The sequence below is a fragment of the Serratia rubidaea genome (assembly GCF_016026735.1).
Classification (GTDB): Bacteria; Pseudomonadota; Gammaproteobacteria; order Enterobacterales; family Enterobacteriaceae; genus Serratia_B; species Serratia_B rubidaea.
Genome location: NZ_CP065640.1, coordinates 1,660,019 through 1,684,136 on the forward strand (window position 1 = coordinate 1,660,019; position 24,118 = coordinate 1,684,136).

The 24,118-nt window shown below is 62.0% G+C and carries 19 protein-coding genes, 1 tRNA gene and 1 other RNA gene; 17 read left to right on the forward strand and 4 right to left on the reverse strand.

The window, feature by feature from the left end; translation table 11 throughout:
• Positions 1–164: 164 nt before the first annotated feature.
• Entirely contained in the window at positions 165–770 is a 606-nt protein-coding gene (locus I6G83_RS07630; RefSeq protein WP_015344085.1) for an HD domain-containing protein, read from the reverse strand.
• 98 nt (positions 771–868) lie between these two features.
• On the opposite strand from I6G83_RS07630, the gene I6G83_RS07635 reads away from it, so the two are divergent.
• From I6G83_RS07635 to dppF, 13 genes are all read left to right on the forward strand, one after another.
• Entirely contained in the window at positions 869–1,327 is a 459-nt protein-coding gene (locus I6G83_RS07635; RefSeq protein WP_054305117.1) for a MarR family winged helix-turn-helix transcriptional regulator, read from the forward strand.
• Positions 1,328–1,486: 159 nt separating this feature from the next.
• The gene (locus I6G83_RS07640; RefSeq protein ID WP_015344087.1) at positions 1,487–1,912 is read left to right on the forward strand and encodes an organic hydroperoxide resistance protein; all 426 of its coding nucleotides are present in this window, start codon (positions 1,487–1,489) and stop codon (positions 1,910–1,912) included.
• 220 nt (positions 1,913–2,132) lie between these two features.
• Positions 2,133–3,872 carry a kdo(2)-lipid A phosphoethanolamine 7''-transferase gene (gene eptB, locus I6G83_RS07645; RefSeq protein ID WP_054305116.1) on the forward strand — a complete coding sequence of 580 codons (1,740 nt, stop codon included), beginning with the start codon at positions 2,133–2,135 and terminating at the stop codon, positions 3,870–3,872.
• Between the two features lie 120 nt (positions 3,873–3,992).
• Positions 3,993–4,583: a transcriptional regulator UhpA gene (uhpA, locus tag I6G83_RS07650; RefSeq protein WP_054305115.1), complete on the forward strand. Its 591-nt coding sequence runs from the start codon at positions 3,993–3,995 to the stop codon at positions 4,581–4,583.
• Complete coding sequence (gene uhpB / locus I6G83_RS07655; RefSeq protein WP_054305114.1) at positions 4,580–6,112, forward strand: signal transduction histidine-protein kinase/phosphatase UhpB; 1,533 nt, start codon at positions 4,580–4,582, stop codon at positions 6,110–6,112. Before uhpA ends, uhpB begins: the two co-directional genes overlap by 4 nt.
• A 154-nt stretch (positions 6,113–6,266) precedes the next feature.
• Positions 6,267–7,598 (forward strand): MFS transporter, encoded by a 1,332-nt coding sequence (gene uhpC / locus I6G83_RS07660; protein WP_015344092.1) that lies wholly within the window; start codon positions 6,267–6,269, stop codon positions 7,596–7,598.
• 116 nt (positions 7,599–7,714) lie between these two features.
• Positions 7,715–7,791: transfer RNA gene (locus I6G83_RS07665), tRNA-Pro, on the forward strand.
• Positions 7,792–7,828: 37 nt separating this feature from the next.
• Positions 7,829–7,956, forward strand: a non-coding RNA gene (locus tag I6G83_RS07670) — RtT sRNA.
• 695 nt (positions 7,957–8,651) lie between these two features.
• Positions 8,652–10,259, forward strand: coding sequence for a dipeptide ABC transporter periplasmic-binding protein DppA (dppA, locus tag I6G83_RS07675; protein ID WP_015344098.1), 1,608 nt, complete (start codon positions 8,652–8,654; stop codon positions 10,257–10,259).
• A gap of 173 nt (positions 10,260–10,432) precedes the next feature.
• Positions 10,433–11,452: a dipeptide ABC transporter permease DppB gene (gene dppB, locus I6G83_RS07680; protein ID WP_054307111.1), complete on the forward strand. Its 1,020-nt coding sequence runs from the start codon at positions 10,433–10,435 to the stop codon at positions 11,450–11,452.
• 11 nt (positions 11,453–11,463) lie between these two features.
• Entirely contained in the window at positions 11,464–12,366 is a 903-nt protein-coding gene (dppC, locus tag I6G83_RS07685) for a dipeptide ABC transporter permease DppC (RefSeq protein WP_015344100.1), read from the forward strand.
• Positions 12,367–12,380: 14 nt separating this feature from the next.
• The gene (dppD, locus tag I6G83_RS07690; protein WP_054307110.1) at positions 12,381–13,361 is read left to right on the forward strand and encodes a dipeptide ABC transporter ATP-binding protein; all 981 of its coding nucleotides are present in this window, start codon (positions 12,381–12,383) and stop codon (positions 13,359–13,361) included.
• On the forward strand, positions 13,358–14,344 hold the full coding sequence (gene dppF / locus I6G83_RS07695; RefSeq protein WP_015344102.1) for a dipeptide ABC transporter ATP-binding subunit DppF: 987 nt from the start codon (positions 13,358–13,360) through the stop codon (positions 14,342–14,344). The genes dppD and dppF overlap by 4 nt, the downstream gene beginning before the upstream one ends.
• A 298-nt stretch (positions 14,345–14,642) precedes the next feature.
• Here the strand turns inward: dppF and bcsG are convergent, their stop codons facing one another.
• The 3 genes from bcsG to bcsE are packed head-to-tail and all read right to left on the reverse strand — an operon-like array spanning position 14,643 to position 18,054.
• Positions 14,643–16,304, reverse strand: coding sequence for a cellulose biosynthesis protein BcsG (gene bcsG / locus I6G83_RS07700; RefSeq protein WP_054307109.1), 1,662 nt, complete (start codon positions 16,302–16,304; stop codon positions 14,643–14,645).
• Positions 16,301–16,504, reverse strand: coding sequence for a cellulose biosynthesis protein BcsF (bcsF, locus tag I6G83_RS07705; protein WP_054307108.1), 204 nt, complete (start codon positions 16,502–16,504; stop codon positions 16,301–16,303). The genes bcsG and bcsF overlap by 4 nt, the downstream gene beginning before the upstream one ends.
• Positions 16,501–18,054 carry a cellulose biosynthesis protein BcsE gene (gene bcsE, locus I6G83_RS07710; RefSeq protein ID WP_062779111.1) on the reverse strand — a complete coding sequence of 518 codons (1,554 nt, stop codon included), beginning with the start codon at positions 18,052–18,054 and terminating at the stop codon, positions 16,501–16,503. Before bcsE ends, bcsF begins: the two co-directional genes overlap by 4 nt.
• Positions 18,055–18,256: 202 nt before the next feature.
• On the opposite strand from bcsE, the gene bcsR reads away from it, so the two are divergent.
• Genes bcsR through bcsB form a run of 4 tightly spaced genes read left to right on the forward strand, consistent with a single transcriptional unit; the run spans position 18,257 to position 24,117 of the window.
• Positions 18,257–18,448: a cellulose biosynthesis protein BcsR gene (bcsR, locus tag I6G83_RS07715; protein WP_054307950.1), complete on the forward strand. Its 192-nt coding sequence runs from the start codon at positions 18,257–18,259 to the stop codon at positions 18,446–18,448.
• A gap of 3 nt (positions 18,449–18,451) precedes the next feature.
• Positions 18,452–19,171: a cellulose biosynthesis protein BcsQ gene (gene bcsQ / locus I6G83_RS07720; RefSeq protein WP_054307949.1), complete on the forward strand. Its 720-nt coding sequence runs from the start codon at positions 18,452–18,454 to the stop codon at positions 19,169–19,171.
• Complete coding sequence (bcsA, locus tag I6G83_RS07725; RefSeq protein WP_054307948.1) at positions 19,168–21,771, forward strand: UDP-forming cellulose synthase catalytic subunit; 2,604 nt, start codon at positions 19,168–19,170, stop codon at positions 21,769–21,771. Before bcsQ ends, bcsA begins: the two co-directional genes overlap by 4 nt.
• A gap of 57 nt (positions 21,772–21,828) precedes the next feature.
• Entirely contained in the window at positions 21,829–24,117 is a 2,289-nt protein-coding gene (gene bcsB / locus I6G83_RS07730; RefSeq protein ID WP_062779108.1) for a cellulose biosynthesis cyclic di-GMP-binding regulatory protein BcsB, read from the forward strand.
• Position 24,118: the final 1 nt, after the last annotated feature.

The window sequence follows — 24,118 nt, forward strand, 5'->3', positions numbered from 1 at the left end:
TGGGTGTAAAATATTTCACATACTTATGGACGGAAATAATGCCAACATTTGTCAGGAAATGGCGACAAATAGCGCATTTTACCCGGCATTGCTGCGGAAGACGCCTATGGTCAAACGTTCGGCAGGGGATGGTTTGATAATTTTATCTTATATGTTAGACGCATTCAGGCGGATGATCGCTCGCTGTCGCGGTAGCGCTGGCGCGCATGCTCAAACCAGCTGGCGGGCACGCTGTGCGGCGGCAGCAGCAGGGCGGCCAGCCCCTGCTCGACAATATGGTGGGCCTGCCGCCAGAGCCGGCTGTCCCCTTCGGTGAGCACTTCCAGCAGGCGCTGTTTCTCTATCAGGTAGGTGCGGGCGAAGTGGCTGTCGTAGGTCAGCAGCGAGCGGGTGTTGTCGATCAGGTCCGCCAGCTTGATGGTTTTGGCCTGCGGCGAGGCTTGCGCGCTGTGGCGGCGGTCGTCATTCTTACGCTGATAGCGGTTGCCGCTGCCGGGGGTGCTGACGTTGGTCAGCATACCGACCAGCTGCGCCACCTGCGGGCCGAAATGGCTTTCAAGATCGGCCAGCGTGGTCGGGGTGTCCTCCACCGTGTCGTGCAGCCAGGCCGCCGCCAGCATCTCGTCGGTATGGGGGACGCTGCGGACCAGCTCCATCACCGCCTGCGGGTGCACAATATAGGGGTCATTGGTGTATTTACGGCGTTGATCGATGGCCGCATGCGCTTTGGTCGCATAGCGACGCGCGCGTTCTACCAGCGTGGCTGTCATGGCCTGTTCTCCCCGGACGGCGTTCCCATACAGAAAAAAATAGCACAATTGTCGCGCGATAGCTTGCTATTTTATCGTGTGCTATATATGTTTAAACCATGAAAGATAATCACGCATTTAACGAAAAGAACGCGCTGCAGCTCGATCAACAGATGTGTTTCGCGCTGTATTCGGCAAACCTGGCGCTGCATAAGGTGTATCGCAAGCTGCTCAGCCAGCTGGAGCTGACCTATCCGCAATATCTGGTGATGCTGGTGCTGTGGGAGCGGGATGAGATCACCGTATCCGATATCGGCGAGCGGCTGTTTCTGGATTCCGCCACGCTGACGCCGCTGCTGAAGCGTCTGGAGGCCGCCGGGCTGCTGGTGCGCTATCGCGCCGCCGCCGACGAACGGCAGGTGATCATCGCGCTGACCGAGGCCGGTCGCGCGCTGCGCGCCAAGGCGCAGTCGGTGCCGGAAGCGGTGATGTGTGCGTCGGACTGCGGTCTGGAAGAAGTACAGAGCCTGAAGCAGCAGTTGGAAAAACTGCGCGGCAAGCTGCTCGGCCAGGTATAACGCCGGGCGATAGGCAACACGCACGATCGCCGATCGTGCGCTACACTGAAAAGTAGTCCGGCATTTATGTAGTGCACGATTTAATAGTGAACTTAACAGCGTCGCGCCAGCTGTTTGGCGGGCGATGCCCGTTGGTCAACCCGAAAGAAGGAAACCAAGATGTCTATTGAAAAAGTTGTGTACCGTGCTCATGCGAAAGCCACCGGCGGCCGTGACGGCCGCGCCACCTCATCCGACGGCGTGTTGGACGTAAAACTGGGCGTGCCGAAGGAGATGGGCGGCGCCGGCGGTGACGTCACCAACCCGGAACAGCTGTTTGCCGCGGGCTATTCCGCCTGCTTCCTTGGCGCGCTGAAGTTTGTCGCCGCGAAGGAAAAGGTCAAAATTCCTGCCGACGCCGCCATTGAGGGCACGGTGGGCATCGGGGAAATTCCGAACGGTTTCGGCATTGAAGTGCAGCTGGATATCAGCCTGCCGGGGGTTGAGCGCAGCGTGGCGGAAGCGCTGGTGCAGAAAGCGCACGTCGTTTGCCCATATTCCAATGCCACCCGCGGCAACATTGATGTTATATTGAACGTGAAATAACGCGTTCGAGCGCTGACAATGGAGGGGAAACCCTCCATTTTTTTGTTTGTTTCTCCCGCCTCGCCCTGCGTCTGAAGCGGCAACACGCCCATTGTTTGAGAATCGTCCTGATTATCGAGCAAAAAATAGGGCTTATTGCCGATCGGCTGAACCTGCCGACGCATTGAGTGTCTGAATGGTTTCAGAACAGTTTAAAAGTCCCCCGGAGTTACCGCGTTGCATGAACAAAGTTAAATCGCTATCACAGCAGAATTTATCGTTATTGTTAGCGATCTATATCGGCATCTTTTTAAACCTTTCCGTTTTTTATCGTCGTTTCGATTCATTTGCGCACGGCATTCAGGGGATTAAGGTTGTTTCCGCAATAACGGAAGTTGTTGCTATCGTTCTGTTCACCTTCTTTATCATGCGTCTGATATCGCTGGGCGGTCGGTTGTTTTACCGCATCGTCGCCTCGCTGCTGGTGCTGATTTCGGTGGCGGCCAGCTATTACATGACCTTCTTCAACGTGGTGATCGGCTACGGCATTATCGTGTCGGTGATGACCACGGATATCGACCTGTCGAAAGAAGTGGTCGGCATGCACTTTGTGGTGTGGATGCTGGTGGTCAGCGCGCTGCCGCTGCTGCTGATCTGGCGCAACGATCTGCGCGATACGCTGATTGAACAGCTGAAAACGCCGGGCCGGCGGCTGAAGCCGCTGCTGGTGCTGCTGGCGGTGGTGGCGCTGGTGTGGCTGCCGCTGCGCACGCTGGATAAAGAGCAGACCGCGCAGGAGAAAATCACCAACGTCGACCTGCCGAGCTACGGCGGCGTAGTCGCGCACTCTTACCTGCCGTCCAACTGGCTGTCGGCGCTGGGGCTGTTTGCCTATACCCGCTACGATGAGAGCCAGGATGCCGCCAATATGTTCGATCCGGCGCAGCACTTTACCTACGTCGCGCCGGACGGCATCGACGATACCTATGTGGTGTTTATCATCGGCGAAACCACCCGCTGGGACCATATGGGCATGCTGGGCTATGAGCGCGACACCACGCCGAAGCTGTCGAAGGAGAAAAACCTGGTGGCGTTCCGCGGCGAGTCCTGCGATACCTCGACCAAGCTGTCGCTGCGCTGCATGTTTGTGCGCGAAGGCGGCACGTCGGACAACCCGCAGCGCACGCTGAAAGAGCAGAATATCTTTGCGGTGCTGAAAGAGCTGGGCTTTACCTCCGAGCTGTTCGCCATGCAGAGCGAAGTGTGGTTCTACAACAACACCGACGTGAATAACTACTCCTTCCGCGAGATGATCGCCTCCGAGAAGCGCAACGACGGTAAGTCGGTCGACGATATGCTGCTGGTGGATGAGATGAAAGAGTCGCTGGCGCGCTATCCGAAAGGTAAGCACCTGGTGGTGCTGCACACCAAAGGCTCGCACTACCTGTACTCGCAGCGCTATCCGCGCAGCTACGCGCGCTATCAGCCGGAGTGCATGGGGGTGGATGATTTCTGTTCCAAGCAGCAGCTGATCAACGCCTATGACAACACCGTGCTGTATACCGACAGCTTTATCGATAAGGTGATCGACCAGGTGCGCGATAAGAAAGCCATCGTGTTCTATGCCGCCGACCACGGCGAATCGATCGGCGAGAACTCGCACCTGCACGGCACGCCGCGCGAAATGGCGCCGCCGGAGCAGTTCCGCGTGCCGATGATGGTCTGGGCGTCGGATAAATATCTGGCGGACGACCACAACCGCAGCGCGTTTGAGCGTTTACAGGCGCAGCAGCGGGTCGGTAAGTCTCACCGCCACGTCGAGCTGTTTGACACCATTCTCGGCTGTCTGGGCTATACCTCACCGGACGGCGGCATCGTCGCCAAAAATAACTGGTGCAACAATCCTGACGCGCCGCCGCTGGCGGCCAAGGCCGCGCCTGCGCCATCGGCGCCGGCCGCCGGCGCGGTCGCCAAGCCGTAACCTGCCTGACCGGGCGCGCTGCGCCCGGTTTGGTTGGCGTGAATACCTTTCCTCCGTCAATTAATCCGGCCTGCGCTTGCGTTATACTGCGCCCTTTCCCTTTTGGACCGGAGCTTCCCCATGACCCTACGCGTGGCGTTTATCGACGATCATGACATCGTGCGCTCGGGCTTTGTTCAGTTGCTGTCGCTGGAGGCGGATATCCAGGTGGTCGGCGAGTTCAGCAGCGCGGCGCAGGCGCGCGGCGGCCTGCCGGGGCTGGAGGCCGACGTCTGTATCTGCGATATCTCAATGCCGGACGGCAGCGGGCTGGATCTGCTGGCGGACATCCCTTCCGGCATCCGGGTGGTGATGCTGTCGATGCATGACAACCCGGCGCTGGTGGAGCTGGCGCTGTCGCGCGGCGCCAGCGGCTTTTTATCCAAACGCTGCAAGCCGGAAGATTTGATCACCGCCGTGCGCACCGTGGCCGGCGGCGGCGTCTACCTGACGCCGGACATCGCCCGCCAGCTGGCGCGGCAAAGCGTCGATCCGCTGACGCGGCGCGAGCGTGAAATCGCGCTGCTGCTGGCGCAGGGGCAGACGGTGCGCGAGATTGCCGCCGCGCTGGGGCTGTCGCCGAAAACCGTGCATGCGCACCGCGCCAACCTGTTTGCCAAGCTCGGCGTCAGCAACAACGTAGAGCTGGCGCAACGGATGCTGAACCGGTGATCGCCGGCGCCGCGCTGTTTTTTATTTACGCCGCCAGCGTCTTTTGCCTGTGGGGCATCGGCGCCGCGCTGATTGACCCGCCGTGGCAGGCGCTGCTGCTGTTTCCGTTCGGCCTGCGGATGGGCATTCTGCTGCAAAGCCCGCGCCGCTACTGGCCGGGCATTCTGCTGGCCGACGTGCTGCTGATACTGCTGCTGGCGGATCAGTTCGGCGCGACGCGGGCGCTGTGGGCGTCGCTGACGGTACTGGCGCTGACGGTGCTGCTGAGCTGTGCGGCCTCTCCCTGGCTATTGCGCCATCAGCAGAGCGACAGCGAGTGGCGCTGGCCGCTGCAGCAGGGCGCGGTGCTGGCGTTGGCCGCCGTGCTGCAGGCGGCGGTGTGGCAGCTGTTTAGCGGCGACGGCGCGCGGGCGCTGCTGCTGGGGCTGACGGGCGGCTTCACCATCGCGCCGACCTGCCTGCTGCTGTGGCACTATCTGGCGCGTCAGATCTGGGTGCCGCTGGAGCCGGGGCTGATCCATAAGCCGGTGCGGCTGCGGCTGCGCCATCTGGCGATGTATCTGCTGCTGTTTGCCCTGAGCATCTGGCTGCAGCAGCAGGTGAACGTCGCCGAGCTGCGGCGGTTTGCGCCGTTCTGTCTGGCGATCCCCATCGTGTTTATGGCCTACCGCTACGGCTGGCAGGGCGCATTGCTGGCAACGCTGCTGAACGGCGTGGTGCTGATGGCCGGCGAACCGCCGCGCCCGGACGCCCACCGCGATTTACTGCTGTCGCTGCTGGCGCAGAGCCTGACCGGCCTGCTGCTGGGGGCCGGCATTCAGCGTCAGCGGGAGCTGAATCAGCAGCTGCGGCGGCGGCTGGCGGAAAACCGGCAGCTGGCGCGGGCGCTGGTGACTGCCGAAGAACGGACCAGGCGCGAGGTGGCGCGCGAGCTGCATGACGAAGTGGGGCAAAACGTTACCGTGATCCGCACCCAGGCCAGCATTGTGAAGCGGCTGGCGCCGCAGCCGCAGGTGCAGGCCTGCGCAGACACTATCGATGCGTTGGCGCTGCGGGTGTACGACGGCGTTCATGACGTGCTGACCCAGCTGTGGCCGGCGGCGCTGAACAACCTGCCGCTGTCGGCGGCGGTGGCGGCGATGCTGCGCGATCAGCTGCCGCAGGACGACTCGGTGACCGGCGTACTGCTGTGGCAGGTGCCGGAACCGGCGCTGGACGACACGCTGAAAATCACCCTGTACCGCATCTGCCAGGAGGGGGTGACCAACGTGCGCCGCCACGCCGACGCCAGCCGCATCGAGCTGACGGCGCGGCTGCATACGCCGGCGGACGGACAGGCGCAGGTTGAACTGACGCTGCGCGACAACGGCGTCGGTATCGATCTGGCGCGTCATGAGCCGGGCTATGGCCTGCGCGGCATGCGGGAGCGCGTCAGCGCGCTGGGCGGCACGCTGCGGCTGACGGTGGAGCAGGGCCTCTGCCTGCATGTGATCTTACCCACAGTTTCGCCGGAGAAGCGGCAAAACTAGGAAATAGTCGTGGTTTAACCGGGAATTTGGCGTAAGGGATTTGCGCGCGCGCGGCGCATTCTGTGGCGGTATCTTTCCGGCTGCGGCCAGAGGCGCCGCCGGGCTGGGATCCCGCGGGGATTGCTCTCCCTTTTCAGACTCTCTGAGGTTTTACATGTGGTCTTTTTTAAAAAGCAGCCCGGACGCGCCGCAGGTCAGCGATCGGCAACAGGTCGACGCCACCTATAAATACTGGCGTATCCAGCTGATGTGGACGATGTACATTGGCTACGCGGCCTTTTACTTCACGCGCAAAAGCTTCAACTTTATCATGCCGGCGATGCTCAGCGACCTGGGCCTGACCATGTCGGACGTCGGCATTCTGGGCACGCTGTTCTATATCACCTACGGCTGCTCCAAATTTATCTCCGGCATGCTCAGCGACCGCTCCAACCCGCGCTATTTTATGGGGCTGGGGCTGATTATGACCGGCGTGCTGAATATCTTCTTCGGCCTCAGCTCTTCCCTGCTGATGCTGGGGACGCTGTGGATCCTCAACGCCTTCTTCCAGGGCTGGGGTTGGCCGCCGTGCTCGAAAATTCTTACCAGCTGGTACTCCCGCTCCGAACGCGGCGGCTGGTGGGCGGTGTGGAACACCTCGCATAACTTCGGCGGCGCGCTGATCCCGCTGCTGGTGGGCTTTATCTCGCTGCACTTCAGCTGGCGTTACGGCATGATCATTCCCGGCATTATCGGCGTGGCGCTGGGCCTGCTGATGTGCTGGCGGCTGCGCGATAAGCCGAGCAGCATGGGGCTGCCGAGCGTCGGTAAATGGCGCAACGACGCGATGGAGCTGGTGCAGGAATCCGAAGGGCAGGGGTTGAGCGGCCGGGAAATCATCAAGCGCTATGTGCTGACCAATAAATATATCTGGCTGCTGGCGGCTTCCTATGTGCTGGTGTATATCGTGCGTACGGCGATCAATGACTGGGGCAACCTGTACCTGACCCAGGAAAAGGGCTACTCGCTGATGACCGCCAACTCGGCGATCGCGCTGTTTGAGGTGGGGGGCTTTATCGGCTCGCTGGTGGCCGGCTGGGGCTCGGATAAGCTGTTCCGCGGCAACCGCGGCCCGATGAACCTGATTTTCGCCATCGGCATTTTCCTGTCCGTCGCCGCGCTGTGGCTGATGCCGGGGGTGACCTACCTGCTGCAGGCCGCCTGTTTCTTCGCTATCGGCTTCTTTATCTTCGGCCCGCAGATGCTGATCGGCATGGCGGCGGCGGAGTGCTCGCACAAGGACGCCGCCGGCGCCGCCACCGGCTTTGTCGGCCTGTTCGCCTATCTGGGCGCGGCGCTGTCCGGCTACCCGATCGCCCGGGTGATGGAAGTGTGGCACTGGAACGGCTTCTTCGTGGTGATTTCGGTGGCGGCCTGCCTGTCGGCGCTGTTCCTGCTGCCGTTCCTGCGCGCGCAGTCGCCGCGGCTACAGGACGCACAGGCCTGACGGCGGCGGCTTTCGGCGCTTTTTTGGCTGATTCGGCGCTTTTATCGCCGTTCGCACCGGCGGGGTAAAAAAGTGATTGACGCCCCTGTGTGCCAGCAGTAAGATGCGCCCCGCATCGGCGAGTAGCGCAGCTTGGTAGCGCAACTGGTTTGGGACCAGTGGGTCGGAGGTTCGAATCCTCTCTCGCCGACCACCATTCGAAAAACCTGCTTTTTTAAAGCAGGTTTTTTTTCGTCTGTAGCTTGAAGAGGATGAGAACCTCCGAAGGAGGTTTGAGCCGAGCGTAGCGAGACCACGTTGCGCAGCAACGCCCGAAGGGGGCGCATCTTTGATGCGCATAATCCTCTCTCGCCGACCACCATTCGAAAAACCTGCTTTTTAAAGCAGGTTTTTTTTCGTCTGTCGATCCGGTTCTGCCCGCCTTTCCCCACCCTGGAGGTTGCCGCGCGGCGCGAAAAAAGCGCGTATCGGACTCACCCTTTTGAGGTAATTTCCAGCATTTCATTCTGCTTTTGCAGACAATCGTAAAAATAACCGTTCATATTTTCAGCATTTAGCTACAAACTTTTTTAGTTTTTTCCCGGAGTTTAACGCTGGTTAAATTTTGTTACCTAGGGAATCACACTGTAAATTGACGGGTAGCACAAGTTTCATGCTGTATTTGTTAAGAAATGGTTTTTTTTATGTTTGTTTGCTGTTTCTCACAGTCTGCGTAAAACCCCACTGGTTATATTGACGCCACCCTCAACAGTTGGTAATTTGATAGCCTTAGGGGTTAGAGCGAGAGCTGTTTGAGTGGCGACCACCCGCTTAGACGCCTATGTCCGGATGCGTTCCATCCGGCTCATCTCTGACCCTGACCGCCGCACAGACCGCGCAATAAAAAAATACAGGTCTGGCGGACATTAACCCCCCACGCTTTCATGCTGCAGGATCGCGGCACCTCAGAACGGCGCACTGCCCAGGCAGTGGGCCGGGTAAGAGCCGCCGCCGTACCGGCCAGCGAAAACGTGACGGGTATACACACATCACATCACAAATGGAGCACTAACGATGACGAGTTCCTTGACCAAATCGGGGATGCTGAAATTCGGTATAGGACTGGTGGCGCTGACCGTCGCCGCCAGCGTACAGGCAAAAACGCTGGTTTACTGTTCTGAAGGTTCGCCGGAAGGCTTTAACCCGCAGCTGTTCACCTCCGGCACCACCTATGACGCCAGCTCGGTGCCGATCTATAACCGCCTGGTGGAGTTCAAGCTCGGCACCACCGAAATCGAGCCGGGCCTGGCCGAAAAATGGGACGTCAGCGAAGACGGCAAAACCTACACCTTCCATCTGCGTAAAGGCGTGAAGTGGCAAAGCAGCAAGCTCTTCAAGCCGACGCGCGAGTTTAACGCCGACGACGTGGTTTACTCCTTCGAACGCCAGCTGGATGCAAAACATCCGTACCATAAAGTCTCCGGCGGCAGCTATGAGTACTTCCAGGGCATGGGCATGCAGGATCTGATCGCCAAGGTGGAAAAGGTGGACGATCACACCGTGCGCTTTGTGCTGACCCGTCCGGAAGCGCCGTTCCTGGCCGACCTGGGGATGGACTTCGCCTCCATTCTGTCGGCGGAATATGCGGACAACATGATGAAAGCCGGCACGCCGGAAAAGGTCGACCTCAACCCGGTCGGCACCGGCCCGTTCCAGATGATGCAGTACCAGAAAGACTCGCGCATCCTGTATAAGGCGTTCGACGGCTACTGGGGCACCAAGCCGAAGATCGACCGCCTGGTGTTCTCCATCACCCCGGACGCCTCGGTGCGTTACGCCAAGCTGCAGAAAAACGAATGTCAGGTGATGCCGTACCCGAACCCGGCTGACCTGGCGCGCATGAAGCAGGACAAATCGATCAACCTGATGGAACAGCCGGGGCTGAACGTCGGCTACGTGTCGTTCAACGTCGAGAAAAAGCCGCTGGATAACGTGAAGGTGCGTCAGGCGCTGACCATGGCGGTCAACAAGCAGGCCATTATCGATGCGGTCTATCAGGGCGCCGGTCAGGCGGCGAAGAACCTGATCCCGCCGACCATGTGGGGCTATAACGACGCGGTGAAAGACTACGCCTACGACCCGGAAAAGGCCAAGGCGCTGCTGAAAGAGGCCGGTATGGCCGACGGCTTCACCATTGACCTGTGGGCGATGCCGGTACAGCGTCCGTACAACCCGAACGCCCGCCGCATGGCGGAGATGATTCAGTCCGACTGGGCGAAGATCGGCGTGAAGGCGAAAATCGTTTCCTATGAGTGGGGCGAATACCTCAAGCGCGCCAAAGACGGTGAGCACCAGACGGTGATGATGGGCTGGACCGGCGACAACGGGGACCCGGATAACTTCTTCGCCACCCTGTTCAGCTGCGCTGCGGCGAAAGACGGCTCCAACTACTCGCGCTGGTGCGATAAGTCGTTCGAAGCGCTGATTCAGCCGGCGCGCGCCGCCTCTGACCATAACAAGCGTATCGAACTCTACAAGCAGGCGCAGGTGGTGATGCACGACCAGGCGCCGGCGCTGATTATCGCCCACTCCACCGTGTTCGAGCCTGTGCGTAAAGAAGTTAAAGGCTACGTGGTGGATCCGCTGGGTAAACATCACTTCGAGAACGTATCCCTGGATTAATGCCGCAGCGGGCCGGACGTATCCGGCCCGTTAAGCCGGGGATGGCGTATCAGCCGGGGCGCAGTGCGTTGCGTTCCGGCTGCCCGTCCCCGCCAGGATCTTTTCAGAAGCTGTGAGCTTAATAAGCCCGGCGGACCATGAGCCGTCGGGCGCCTATACAGAGAGTTCGGGATATGTTGCAGTTCATACTCCGACGTTTGGGGTTAGTTATCCCAACGTTTATCGGCATTACCTTGCTGACGTTTGTTTTTGTGCACATGATCCCCGGCGATCCGGTGACGATCATGGCCGGGGAGCGCGGGATCTCCGCGGAGCGCCATGCGCAGATCATGGCGGAAATGGGGCTGGACAAGCCGCTTTATCAGCAATATTTCACTTACGTATCCAATGTGCTGCAGGGCGATTTGGGTACTTCCCTCAAGAGCCGTATTTCCGTCTGGGACGAGTTCGTGCCGCGCTTTAAGGCGACGCTGGAGCTGGGCATCTGCGCGATGATTTTCGCCGTGCTGGTGGGCATTCCGGTCGGCGTGCTGGCGGCGGTGAGGCGGGGATCGATCTTTGACCATACCGCGGTGGGCATCTCGCTGACCGGCTATTCGATGCCGATTTTCTGGTGGGGCATGATGCTGATCATGCTGGTGTCGGTGCAGCTGAACCTGACGCCGGTCTCCGGCAGGATCAGCGATACGGTGTTCCTTGACGATACTATGCCGCTGACCGGCTTTATGCTGATCGACACCCTGTTCTGGGGCGAGCCCGGCGACTTTGTCGATGCGGTGATGCATATGATCCTGCCGGCGGTGGTGCTGGGCACCATCCCGCTGGCGGTGATCGTGCGTATGACTCGTTCGTCGATGCTGGAAGTGCTGGGGGAAGACTATATCCGCACCGCGCGCGCCAAGGGCGTCAGCCGCATGCGGGTGATTGTGGTGCACGCGCTGCGCAACGCGCTGCTGCCGGTGGTGACGGTAATCGGCCTGCAGGTCGGCACGATGCTGGCGGGCGCCATTCTGACCGAAACCATCTTCTCCTGGCCGGGACTCGGCCGCTGGCTGATTGAAGCGCTGCAGCGGCGCGACTACCCGGTGGTGCAGGGCGGGGTGCTGCTGGTCGCCTGTATGATCATCCTGGTTAACCTGCTGGTAGATGTGCTCTACGGCGTGGTTAACCCACGTATCCGACACAAGAAATAAGGGGCGCCGTAATGACTCAAGTGACTGAGCCGGTAGCAACCGGCGCGCCGAAGCCCATGACGCCTTTCCAGGAGTTTTGGCACTACTTCAAGCGCAATAAAGGGGCCGTAGTCGGCCTGGTCTATATCATCATTATGCTGGTGGTGGCGTTGGGCGCCGGTTTCCTGGCGCCGCATACGCCGGCGGAACAGTTCCGCGACGCGTTGCTCCGGCCGCCGGTCTGGCAGGACGGCGGCAGCTGGCAGTTTATCCTCGGCACCGACGACGTGGGCCGCGACGTGCTGTCGCGCCTGATGTACGGCGCGCGCCTGTCGCTGCTGGTCGGCTGTCTGGTGGTGGTGATGTCGTTAATCATGGGCGTGGTGTTCGGCCTGCTGGCCGGCTACTTCGGCGGCGTGGTGGATGCCGTCATCATGCGCATCGTCGATATCATGCTGGCGCTGCCGAGCCTGCTGCTGGCGTTGGTGCTGGTGGCGGTGTTCGGGCCGTCGATCGTCAACGCCTCGCTGGCGCTGACCTTTGTCGCCCTGCCGCACTACGTGCGTCTGACCCGCGCGGCGGTGCTGGTGGAGGTCAACCGCGACTACGTCACCGCGTCGCGGGTGGCGGGCGCCGGCGCGTTGCGCCAGATGTTCGTCAATATTCTGCCTAACTGTCTGGCGCCGCTGATTGTGCAGGCGTCGCTCGGTTTTTCCAATGCCATTCTCGATATGGCCGCGCTGGGTTTCCTCGGTATGGGCGCACAGCCGCCGACGCCGGAATGGGGCACGATGCTCTCCGACGTGCTGCAGTTTGCGCAAAGCGCCTGGTGGGTCGTGACCTTCCCAGGGCTGGCGATTCTGCTGACGGTGCTGGCGTTTAACCTGATGGGGGACGGTTTGCGCGATGCTCTCGACCCCAAACTCAAGCAGTAACTGAGGAATCGATCATGGCGTTATTAAATGTAGATAAGCTTTCGGTGCACTTTGGTGACGAAGGCACGCCGTTCCGCGCGGTTGATCGCATCAGCTACAGCGTGGAGCAGGGGCAGGTCGTCGGCATTGTCGGCGAGTCCGGCTCCGGCAAGTCCGTCAGCTCGCTGGCGATCATGGGGCTGATTGACTACCCCGGCCGCGTTATGGCGGATAACCTGGCGTTCAACGGCCAGGATTTGCAGAAGCTGTCCGAGAAAGAGCGCCGCCAGCTGGTGGGCGCCGAAGTGGCGATGATTTTCCAGGACCCGATGACCAGTCTGAACCCGTGCTACACCGTCGGTTTTCAGATTATGGAAGCGCTGAAGGTGCATCAGGGCGGCAGCCGCCGCACCCGCCGTCAGCGCGCGATCGATTTGCTGACGCAGGTGGGCATCCCCGACCCGGCGTCGCGGCTGGACGTTTACCCGCATCAGCTGTCCGGCGGGATGAGCCAGCGCGTGATGATCGCGATGGCGATCGCCTGCCGGCCCAAGCTGCTGATTGCCGATGAGCCGACCACCGCGCTGGACGTCACCATCCAGGCGCAGATCATCGAGCTGCTGCTGGAGCTGCAGCAGCGTGAAAATATGGCGCTGGTGCTGATTACCCACGATCTGGCGCTGGTGGCGGAAGCGGCGCAGCACATTATCGTGATGTACGCCGGTCAGGTGGTGGAGTCCGGCAAGGCGTCGGAAATCTTCCGCGCGCCGCGTCATCCGTATACTCAGGCGCTGCTGCGCGCGCTGCCGGAGTTCGCCGCCGACAAGGCGCGGCTGGCTTCGTTGCCGGGCGTGGTGCCGGGCAAGTATGACCGGCCGAGCGGCTGTCTGCTCAACCCGCGCTGCCCGTATGCCAACGAGCGCTGCCGCAATGAGGAGCCGGAACTGCGCAGCATTCCCGGCCGCCAGGTAAAATGTCACACGCCGCTGGATGATGCGGGGAGGCCGACCGTATGAGCCAGAATCAACCTTTACTGCAGGCCACCGATCTGAAGAAGTACTACCCGGTGAAAAAGGGCCTGTTTGCGCCGGAACAGCTGGTGAAAGCGCTGGACGGCGTCTCCTTTACGCTGGAGCGCGGCAAGACGCTGGCAGTGGTGGGGGAGTCCGGCTGTGGCAAATCCACGCTGGGCCGCCTGCTGACGATGATCGAAACGCCGACCGACGGCGAGCTGTTTTATCAGGGGCAGGATCTGCTGCAGCCGGACGCCACGGCGGAAAAGCTGCGCCGGCAGAAGATCCAGATTGTGTTCCAGAATCCTTACGGATCGCTCAACCCGCGTAAAAAGGTCGGGCAGATCCTGGAGGAGCCGCTGCTGATCAACACGCCGCTCAGCGCCGCCGAACGGCGGGAGAAAGCGTTGGCGATGATGGCCAAGGTCGGGCTGAAGACCGAGCATTACGACCGCTACCCGCACATGTTCTCCGGCGGTCAGCGGCAGCGTATCGCCATCGCCCGCGGGCTGATGCTGAACCCGGACGTGGTGATCGCCGATGAGCCGGTCTCCGCGCTGGACGTGTCGGTGCGGGCGCAGGTGCTGAACCTGATGATGGACCTGCAGCAGGAGCTGGGGCTGTCCTACGTGTTTATTTCGCACGACCTGTCGGTGGTGGAGCATATCGCCGACGAGGTGATGGTGATGTACCTGGGGCGCTGCGTGGAGAAGGGCAGTAAGGACGCCATTTTCAACAATCCGCGCCATCCGTATACGCAGGCGCTGCTGTCGGCGACGCCGCGCCTGAACCCGGACATGCGTCGGGAGCGCATCAAGCTGAGCGGCGAGCTGCCCAGCCCGATGAACCCGCCGCCGGGCTGCGCGTTCAACGCCCGCTGCCGCCGGGCGTTCGGCGCCTGCACGCAGCGTCAGCCGCAGCTGCGGCAGTATGGCGAGCAGATGGTGGCGTGTTTTGCCGTCGATCAGGATGAGGAGCGCGGCTAATCCGCGTAAAAAGGCAGGGGCCGCCTCGGCGGCTTCTGCTGGTTAAATAAGACCGTCGGCGGTGGACGGAGAAAGGAGGCGGCCACGTTGACGGCTCGCGGAAACGTTAAATAACCTCGCCTGTTTATGTTAATAAATAGCGAAACCATGCAGGATAGCTAGCAGGGTAATTATTTTTTTAACGCGATCAAAGAGCAAAATAGTATTTATATTCAGAATGTTCCTAACCGTGTTTTTACCCTCGTGAAAATAAAACGGGCGCATATTGTATGCGCCCGTTTGTTATTTAAGACTCGCGTTATTGCGGGTAAGGCACCCAGTCGCCGCCGTTAAGGCGAATATAGATTTTTCCCTGATACTCCATCACCACCGCATTATCATTTTCTGAAATGGGCGCGGTCTGCGGCAGGCCCTGGGTCAGCGTCTGCCAGTCCACCCGATCGGCGCTGAAGGCTTTGCCGTCGACCAGGCGCGCCACCAGTTCGGAAATCGCCAGATAGCTGCTTGGCGTTTTCACCTGCAGCGGGCTGCCGGGGTGCGCCGCGCTCATGCCGACCAGCTTAATGCCGACCGGAATATGGGTGATGCTCGGGCTGGGGATATCGCGCAGGCCGGACATCTGCATTTTGTCGCCGACCAGCGCCGCGCCGTGCTCCGGCACGATAACCACCATCACTTTACGGCCGGATTTCTCCAGCTGGTCGAGGAAGGTGTTCAGCTGATCGAACAGCTGCTGCGCGCGCGGCGCGTATTCGGCGGTCTTTTTCGAGCCGACGGCGCGGTTGCCGTCGTGCAGCGGAATCAGGTTGAAGAAGGTCGCGGTGCGCGCCTCGCCGCCGTTTTGCTGCTGCTCCAGCCAGCGGTTCAGCAGCTGCAGGTCGTTGTAAATCGGTTCGCCGTCAAACGAGGCCAGCTCATTGCCGATGCCGGCCTGCGACATCAGCGGCGCCTGCATATCGCCCTGCTCGCGCAGCTCTTTCAGGTAGTTGCCGAACACGCCGGAGTGGTCCATCATCAGCTGCTCTTTGAAGCCAAGTTTCGCCAGATTATCAAACAGATAGCACTGCTGATTCACCGGCTGGTACAGGTCGCGGTGCGACGTCTGGCCGCAGCTGGCGCGCAGCAGACGAATCGACGCCGGGCCGCTGTAGGCGGTCGCCGAGTTGAAGTTGTCGAACATGATGTCCATTTTGGACCACAGCGGGTGGTTCTGCAGCCCGGAGGCCTCAATGTCTGACCAGGCCAGCGAGCAGATATTGATCACCAGCAGGTCGAACGGCTGGGCATCGGCCGGCAGCGACGCCGGGAAGGCGGTGGCGCGCTTTTTCTCCAGCTGATAGAACTGGTCGAGGTAGGCCGTCAGATTGGCGCTGGTCGGCGGCCCGCTGGCGACGGGCTGCTGACCGTCGGCCTCGCCGGCACCGGGTGTCGGCGTGGCTGAAGGCGGCGGCGTGGCGGCGGTGCTGGGAGCGGATGGCAGCAGCGAAAACGCCGGGCCGCCGACCGCCAGCAGATTGAGCCACACCAGCGCCGCGACGGTAAACACCGTCACGCGGACCCACTGCGATAGGAACAGGTAGCCGATCAGCGCCACAAAGGCCGCGCCGACCATCTGCCAGTTGATAAAGCGCGTTACCAGTTCCAGCAGGTAGTCGGCGCTGAAGCCGGCCAGCTGCGAGCCCTGGCTGAGAATGCTGCTGAGGCCCGGCAGCCAGGTGTCGTGATAAAACAGCGCGATGCCGATCGGCACCGCCAGCCAGTGACGCCAGCGGTGCAGCCGCAGTGAGGGGATCGGCATCAGCAGGAAGGCCATAAACACCAGGTTGGCCAGCGGGTGGAAGTTCAGATAGCCGAACCACAGCAGGCCGAATTTAATCAGAAAATAGTAGTTCCAGCCGCCGAGACCGCGCCAGTAGCGCCACAGCGCGTGCGTGGTGTGCGTCGTGTTTTTATCGTTCATTGCGGTTTCTTACGCTTAATCTGAGAGGTGGAACCGTCGCGCGACCACAGTCCGGCCGACTGCAGGTAACGCGGTGAAAGAACACGGTTTTTCATATTCCGCCAGCCGTGGGGAAAGCGGCGGCGCAGCGCATAGCCCAGGGGAAGAAAGATAATGGCGCACAGCAGCACCAGCTGCACAATGTCGTCCAGATTGATCATGCCGGTTTCTCCTGAGCGGCGGACAGGGTGATGGCGACCGGCCGGCGGCGCTCGGGCGGCGCGGCGTCCGCGCTTTTCGCCGCCGCGCCGGCGACGATCGGCGTTTCCTGCCGGGCGGGGGCGGCGATGCCCTGCGCCATGCGTTTGATTTCCGAGTTGATATCGGCGTCCTGATACCACACCACGCGGTTGCTGAAGGCTTCCTCCACCGGCAGGCGCAGGATATGCCGCAGCGCGGTGTCCAGGTCGTTGATGCGGCAGGTGGAAAGGAACAGCAGCAGCCGTCCCTGCGCTACGGTCATCACGTCGCCGAAGCGGCGCAGCTGACACAGCGTCATCGCCTGCTCGGCGCGCAGCCCCGGCGCCGGACGCAGCGCCACCATCACGCCTTTGCCGTCTTCCGGCAGCAGGGTATTGCCCATCAGCGAATGCACCGCCGCGGTGAAGTCATCGGGACGCAGGTAGCCCTTCAACTGCAGCGGACGCAGGCCGGACAGCAGCACGTCGATATCCGTCGGCACGTGGCGCGAGAAGCGCTGCCCCTGGATGCCTTCCAGCATGGTGAGAAAACGCGACAGCGGCGCGACGTGCGGTACGATCAGGTTGGCGCCGCAGGCCAGCAGCAGGCGTTCGTCGCTGTAGCGCAGGCTGGCGCGCATTTCGCGCACCACGATTTTCAACCCGTTGCCGCGCTGCCGGCGCAGGCTGTGGATCTGCTGCGCCAGCGTCTCAATCTCTTCGCTGTGGTACAGGGCGAACACCAGCGTGGCGGACAGCATCAGCATGCCCTGCTGCGCCAGCTGGGCGTTGTTTGCCAGCAGCTGCCAGTTGGCTGACAGCGGCGGCGCGCCTTCCAGCACGCGCTGCTCCGCCAGATAGAGGTGGTCGTCGTTGCGCGCGGCGCTGGGAACGGGTTTTTGGTCGTCTTCCCCCTGCCAGCCCTGCTGTGCGGCGTACAGCGTCAGCAGCTGGTTGGCGTTGACGCCGCTTGCCGTCCCCCACCAGTTCACCAGGTATTGCGCGCTGTCCTGCTGCCACTGCAGGTTGGCCAGCCCGTCCAGCACGCGGTGCTGCGCCGCCAGCTGGCCACGCAGTTTATTCACGCCGTTGCCGTGGCTGAGCACCACCAGGGTGCACTGGCGGCGGCGCAGCCAGTGGCCCAGTTCGCGCAGCCAGGCGTGAATTTCGTCGCGGGTGAAGGTCTGCCACAGGCTGGCGTGGGCCAGCAGGATCAGCAGGCGGTTGCGCGGTTTCAGCGCGCGCGTCAGATCGTCGCTGAGGCTCAGCAGCGCGGCTTTTTTTTCCGGCAGGGTGTACAGCGGCAGCTTGTGCAGCGCCGGCGACGCCAGGTCATTCAGCAGCGCGTCGGGTCGCTCGCCGCTGCAGATTAAGGCGGCGCGGCTGTCGGCGGATTGCGCGGCGATGATCTGACGGCAAAGCAGGTTGGCGTCGAGTTGGCGGTCGCTATTAATCCAATAAAATCCAGGGGACTGCATGACAGAAAGTTCTTCCCAAATCTGTCGTATTCCTAATGAGAAAGAGTGCGCCATAGGTTTTTCTACTTTCGTTGAAAGCGTCGCGGGTCAATAACTGGCAACTGGATTAAACTAATAAACGATTGTAACATTGCCATCAATAATAACAAATTCACCACCCGATCAATAATGTCCGTTAGGATTCATCTTATTGGGCATTTCTTTCCATATCATTGCTATAGTTATGTAATCTTAGCCTATTTTCAGAGAGCGCAGGATGGATAATCAATTAATACGCACCGATGCGGATTTATCGCCGGAAATGCCGGATGACCTGCAGGCGCTGCGTCACGCTTTCTCCTTACCCCCATTACGTTATATCGATATTTTGCAGCAGGAACGTTTAATGCAAACGATGGCGCATTGGCCGCTGCTGGATGAATTGTCCAAAGAATCAGGGAGTCACTAATTTATGCCGGTAATTGCGCTGCAGGGGATGCGGGGCGGAATAGGAACGACGTCGGTAACGGCGGCGCTGGCCTGGGCATTTCAGCAATTGGGCGAATCGGTGCTGGCGATTGACTGCTCGGCGGATAATTTACTGCGCCTGCATTTCAACACGCCGTTCGCGCTGGCGCGCGGCTGGGCGCGTGCGGAGCTGGACGGCGACGACTGGCGGCAGGGGGCGATGCGCTATAGCGAAAACCTCGACTTTCTGCCGTTCGGCCGGCTGGACGCCGCCGAGCGGCGTAACCTGCCGCCGGCCTCGTGGCGGGAAAAGATCCGTCAGCTGCAGGCGGCCGGGCGCTATCGCTGGATCCTGCTGGACGTGCCGGCGGGCGACGATGCGCCGGCGCGACAGGCGCTTGACGCCGCCGACCGGGCGCTGGTGCTGCTGACGCCTGACGCCAACTGCCACACGCGCCTGCATCAGCAGCCGCTGCCGGCGCACGGCCATTTTCTGATTAATCATTACAACCCGCACAGCCAGCTGCAGCAGGATCTGCATCAGCTGTGGCTGCAGAGCCTGCCTAACCTGCTGCCGGTGATGGTGCACCGCGACGAGGCGCTGGCGGAGGCGCTGGCGATGAAACAGCCGCTGGGAGAGTACCGCCCGGAAAGCCTGGCGGCGGATGAAATTCTGACGCTGGCCAACTGGTGCCTGCTGCACCTGCAGGACGGCGCCGCATGAGCCGGGTGATGAACCTGCTGTTGATGCCGCCGGTCTATCAGGCGGTGCAGGCGCGCTATCGCGGCTACCGGCGCAGCGGTTCATCGGCGCTGACCGCCCTGCTGACCACGCTGCTGGTGGTCTGCGGCTGGACGCTGCTGCGCTTTGAGTCGCCGGCCTGGCAGCGCATCCGCGCCGGCCGGGCTTACTGGTTCCCGCACCTGTCCCCCAGCCGGCCGCGTCCGGCCGACGCGCTGCGCTATCTGCTGCAGGCGCTGTGGCTGCTGCTGTTTCGCAGCGGACGCGGTCCGCGCACGCGGTTTACCTTCAGCGGCTGGCGCAGCCTGCGCCTGCGCTACCTCAATGCGATGCAGCGCCTGCCGCACCGGCTGGCGGAGGCCGGCGTCGAGCAGCGGACCACGGCGCGCCTGGGGCGGATGAACCGCCATGTGCGCCGCATCCTGTTTATCTTGGCCGGCGTGCTGGCGGCGCTGCTGGCGCTGCTGTGCATCTCCCAGCCGTTCGACCTGTCGGCGCAGTTTGTGTTTGTGCTGCTGCTGTGGGGGATTGCGCTGGTGGTGCGGCGGGTGCCGGGGCGTCTGCCGGCGCTGATGCTGATCGTGCTGTCGCTGACCGTCTCCTGCCGCTATCTGTGGTGGCGCTATACCGCCACGCTGAACTGGGATGACCCGCTCAGCCTGACCTGCGGCCTGCTGCTGCTGGTGGCGGAAACCTACGCCTGGGTGGTGCTGGTGCTGGGCTATTTCCAGACCGTGTGGCCGCTGAACCGTCAGCCGGTCGAGATGCCGCCGGACAGTAGCCGCTGGCCGACGGTCGACCTGATGGTGCCGACCTACAACGAAGATCTCAGCGTGGTGAAGCCGACCATCTACGCCGCGCTAGGCATCGACTGGCCGCGTGACAAGCTGAATATCTTTATTCTGGACGACGGCAACCGTCCGGAGTTCCGCGCCTTCGCCGAGGAGGTGGGGGTGAAATACATTGCGCGCGCGACGCACGAGCATGCCAAGGCCGGTAATATCAACCACGCGCTGCAGCACGCCGACGGCGAATTCGTGGCGATTTTCGACTGCGACCACGTGCCGACGCGCTCTTTCCTGCAGCTGACCATGGGCTGGTTCTTTAAAGACAGCAAGCTGGCGATGCTGCAGACGCCGCACCACTTCTTCTCGCCGGATCCGTTTGAGCGCAACCTGGGACGGTTCCGCCAGACGCCGAACGAAGGCACGCTGTTTTACGGGCTGGTGCAGGACGGCAACGATATGTGGGACGCCACCTTCTTCTGTGGCTCCTGCGCCATTTTGCGGCGTACGGCGCTGGATGAGATCGGCGGCATCGCGGTGGAAACCGTCACGGAGGACGCCCACACCTCGCTGCGTCTGCACCGTCTGGGCTACACCTCGGCCTATATCCGCATTCCGCAGGCGGCCGGGCTGGCGACCGAAAGCCTGTCGGCGCATATCGGCCAGCGCATCCGCTGGGCGCGCGGCATGGTGCAAATCTTCCGGCTGGATAATCCGCTGTTCGGCAAGGGGCTGAAGCTGGCGCAGCGCCTGTGTTACGCCAACGCTATGCTGCACTTCCTGTCGGGCATTCCGCGGCTGATCTTCCTGACCGCGCCGCTGGCGTTTCTGCTGCTGCACGCCTATATCATTTTCGCCCCGGCGCTGGCCATCGCGCTGTACGTGCTGCCGCATATGATCCACTCCAGCCTGACCAACTCGCGTATTCAGGGCAAATACCGCCACTCGTTCTGGAGCGAAATCTACGAAACGGTGCTGGCGTGGTATATCGCCCGGCCGACCACCGTGGCGCTGTTTAACCCGCACAAGGGCAAGTTCAACGTCACCGCCAAGGGCGGACTGGTGGCCGAGGAGCACGTCGACTGGGTGATCACCCGGCCGTATATGGCGCTGGTGCTGTTGAACCTGGCCGGCCTGTGCTTCGGCATCTGGCGCATGATGTACGGCCCGGCGGACGAGGTGATGACGGTAATCGTCAGCCTGGTGTGGGTGCTGTACAACATGACCATTCTCGGCGGGGCAGTGGCGGTGGCGGTGGAAGCCAAGCAGGTGCGTCAGTCGCACCGGGTGGAAATCGCCATGCCGGCCGCGCTGTCGTGTGAGGACGGCCACCTGTATCCCTGCACGCTGCGCGATTACTCCGACGGCGGCGTCGGCGTGGAGATGCGCCTGCCGGATCGGCTGAAAGAGGGCGACAAGGTCGGGCTGCTGCTGCGGCGCGGCCGGCAGGAGTACAGCTTCCCCTGCGTGGTGACGCGCGCCTTCGGCGCCAAGGTCGGGCTGCGGATGGTGGCGCTGACCACCCGTCAGCATATTGATTTTATTCAGTGCACGTTTGCCCGCGCCGATACCTGGGCGCTGTGGCAGGACGGATTCCCTGAGGACAAGCCGATCGACAGCCTGCGCGACGTGCTGGCGCTGGGTTTCCGCGGCTACCTGCGGATGGCGGACTATGCGCCGCCGCGGGTGCGCGGCGTGCTGGTCGGCGCGATGTCGCTGCTGAGCTGGCTGCTGTCGTTTATCCCGCACGGCGTCGGGCGCAGCGCGACGTTCAGCCAGAAAGAAACCGTGGTGTAGGCCGTGTAACAACAGCCGGCGGGCTTCCGCGCCGGCGCTAACTTTGATGATGATACGATGACGAGAAAAATTACCTGGTTAACCGCGCTGGCCTTAGGCATCAGTACGTTGTCGCAGGCCGCACCCGCCACCGCCCCGGACGTGACGCCGCCGGCGGCGAATGCCGATGCGCAGCTCAGCCCGGCCGTGCCGCAGGACCCGAACGCGCCGGTGCGCGACGTGCAGCTGCCGTTCGCGCAGATTGCGCCGCCGCCGGGCGCCTTTACCCTGCGCGGCACCCGCCCGGACGGACAGATTGAGTTCGGCGTGCGCAGCGACGAGGTGGTGTCGCAGGCGCAGCTGGACCTGGAGTTTACGCCGTCGCCGGCGCTGATCCCGGTGGAGTCGCACGTCAAAGTGTATCTCAACGACGAACTGATGGGCGTCACCACCCTGGGCAAAGAGCAGATGGGCAAGCCCAATCGCGTCCAGATGGCCATCGATCCGCGCTATATCAGCGATTTTAACCGCGTGAAGCTGGTATTTGTCGGCCACTATCAGAACATCTGTGAGAACCCGGCCAGCACCGCGCTGTGGCTTGACATCGGCAAGGGCAGCTCGCTGAAGCTGCGCTATCAGACGCTGCCGCTGAAAAACGATCTGTCGCACTTTCCGGAACCGTTCTTCGACAGCCGCGACAACCGTCCGCTGACGCTGCCGATGGTGTTCGCCGGCCAGCCGGATATCACCCAGCAGCGCGCCGCCGGCATCCTCGCTTCCTGGTTCGGCAGCAAGGCGCAGTGGCGCGGACAATCCTTCCCGACGCTGTTTAATCAGCTGCCGGAACGCCATGCGGTGGTGTTCGCCACCAATACCCGGCGGCCGGACTTCCTGCGCGACTACCCGGACGTGAAAGGCCCGACGGTGGAGATGATCAGCCACCCGGATAATCCCTACGTCAAGCTGCTGCTGATCCAGGGGCGCGACGACAACGATCTGGTGACGGCGGTGAAGGGCATCGCCCAGGGCAATATCCTGTTCCGCGGCCAGAACGTGCTGGTGGAGAAGGTGGAGCAGCTGCAGCCGCGCCAGCCGTACGACGCGCCGAACTGGGTGCGCACCGACCGGCCGATGACCTTTACCGAGCTGCAGCAGTATGCCGAACAGCTGCAGACCAGCGGCATTCAGCCCGGTCCGATTTCGCTGACCATGAACCTGCCGCCGGACCTGTATCTGATCCGCAGCACCGGCATCGATATGCACCTGAAATATCGCTACACCCCGCCGCGCATTCAGGACGGCTCGCGGCTGAACGTCAGCCTGAACAACCAGTTTATGCAGGCGTACTCGCTGCTGCCGGAGCGCGAGCAGGGCGCGCAGCTGCTGCGCCTGCCGCTGACGCAGGGGCTGATCGATTCGGATAAGAACATCAATATCCCGGCGCTGCGGCTGGGAGCGATCAACCAGCTGCGCTTCGATTTCGATTACACCACGCTGCTGGCCAGCGGCGCGGAAGGGCGCTGCGAGACGTACTCCTTTACGCAAAACCACGCGGTGATCGACGGCAGTTCGACCATCGACTTCTCCGGCTACCGCCACTTTATGGCGATGCCGGACCTGCGCGCCTTCGCCAACGCCGCATTCCCGTTCAGCCGCCTGGCGGATCTGTCGCAGACGCTGGTGCTGGTTAACAAACAGCAGCAGCCGGCGCAGGTCAGCGCGCTGCTGAACGCGCTGGGCAATATCGGCGCGCAGACCGGCTATCCGGCGCTGGCGGTTAAACTGAGCGACGACTGGTCGCAGGCCAAACAGGCGGACAGCGATCTGCTGCTGATCGGCGCCATCCCGCCGGAGCTGCGCGACGATAAGAAAGTCAGCCTGCTGGTGGATGCGACGCAGAGCTGGGTGAAACAGCCGCGTCGCCAGCCGGCGCTGCCGGTGACGGAGGCGCAGGCGGAGGATACGCAGGCCGACAGCAAAACCAGCATACGTTCGGAAGGGGCGATGTCGGCGATTATCGGCGTGCAGTCGCCGTTCGACAAACAGCGCAGCATGGTGGCGCTGCTGGCCGACAGCCCGCGCGGCTATGAGCTGCTGAACAATGCGCTGCTGGACAGCGGCAAGCGCGCCGCGGTGTTCGGCTCGGTGGCGGTGATCCGCGAATCCGGCGTCAACAGCCTGCGGGTGGGCGATATCTATTACGTCGGCCATCTGCCGTGGTGGGAGCGCGTCTGGCATGCGCTGTCGACCCATCCGGTGCTGCTGGCGGTGCTGGCGGTGGTGGTGGTGGTGATCCTGGCGCTGATGCTGTGGCGCGCCCTGAAGGCCTACAGCCGTCGCCGACTGTCGCCGGAAGATCGGGATTAAC

Coding starts and splice junctions, on each gene's coding strand:
- I6G83_RS07630 (WP_015344085.1), bottom strand. CDS start 770: ATGACAGCCACGCTGGTAGAACGCGCGCGTCGCTATGCGACCAAAGCG.
- I6G83_RS07635 (WP_054305117.1), top strand. CDS start 869: ATGAAAGATAATCACGCATTTAACGAAAAGAACGCGCTGCAGCTCGAT.
- I6G83_RS07640 (WP_015344087.1), top strand. CDS start 1,487: ATGTCTATTGAAAAAGTTGTGTACCGTGCTCATGCGAAAGCCACCGGC.
- eptB (WP_054305116.1), top strand. CDS start 2,133: ATGAACAAAGTTAAATCGCTATCACAGCAGAATTTATCGTTATTGTTA.
- uhpA (WP_054305115.1), top strand. CDS start 3,993: ATGACCCTACGCGTGGCGTTTATCGACGATCATGACATCGTGCGCTCG.
- uhpC (WP_015344092.1), top strand. CDS start 6,267: ATGTGGTCTTTTTTAAAAAGCAGCCCGGACGCGCCGCAGGTCAGCGAT.
- dppA (WP_015344098.1), top strand. CDS start 8,652: ATGACGAGTTCCTTGACCAAATCGGGGATGCTGAAATTCGGTATAGGA.
- dppB (WP_054307111.1), top strand. CDS start 10,433: ATGTTGCAGTTCATACTCCGACGTTTGGGGTTAGTTATCCCAACGTTT.
- dppC (WP_015344100.1), top strand. CDS start 11,464: ATGACTCAAGTGACTGAGCCGGTAGCAACCGGCGCGCCGAAGCCCATG.
- dppD (WP_054307110.1), top strand. CDS start 12,381: ATGGCGTTATTAAATGTAGATAAGCTTTCGGTGCACTTTGGTGACGAA.
- dppF (WP_015344102.1), top strand. CDS start 13,358: ATGAGCCAGAATCAACCTTTACTGCAGGCCACCGATCTGAAGAAGTAC.
- bcsG (WP_054307109.1), bottom strand. CDS start 16,304: ATGAACGATAAAAACACGACGCACACCACGCACGCGCTGTGGCGCTAC.
- bcsF (WP_054307108.1), bottom strand. CDS start 16,504: ATGATCAATCTGGACGACATTGTGCAGCTGGTGCTGCTGTGCGCCATT.
- bcsE (WP_062779111.1), bottom strand. CDS start 18,054: ATGGCGCACTCTTTCTCATTAGGAATACGACAGATTTGGGAAGAACTT.
- bcsR (WP_054307950.1), top strand. CDS start 18,257: ATGGATAATCAATTAATACGCACCGATGCGGATTTATCGCCGGAAATG.
- bcsQ (WP_054307949.1), top strand. CDS start 18,452: ATGCCGGTAATTGCGCTGCAGGGGATGCGGGGCGGAATAGGAACGACG.
- bcsA (WP_054307948.1), top strand. CDS start 19,168: ATGAGCCGGGTGATGAACCTGCTGTTGATGCCGCCGGTCTATCAGGCG.
- bcsB (WP_062779108.1), top strand. CDS start 21,829: ATGACGAGAAAAATTACCTGGTTAACCGCGCTGGCCTTAGGCATCAGT.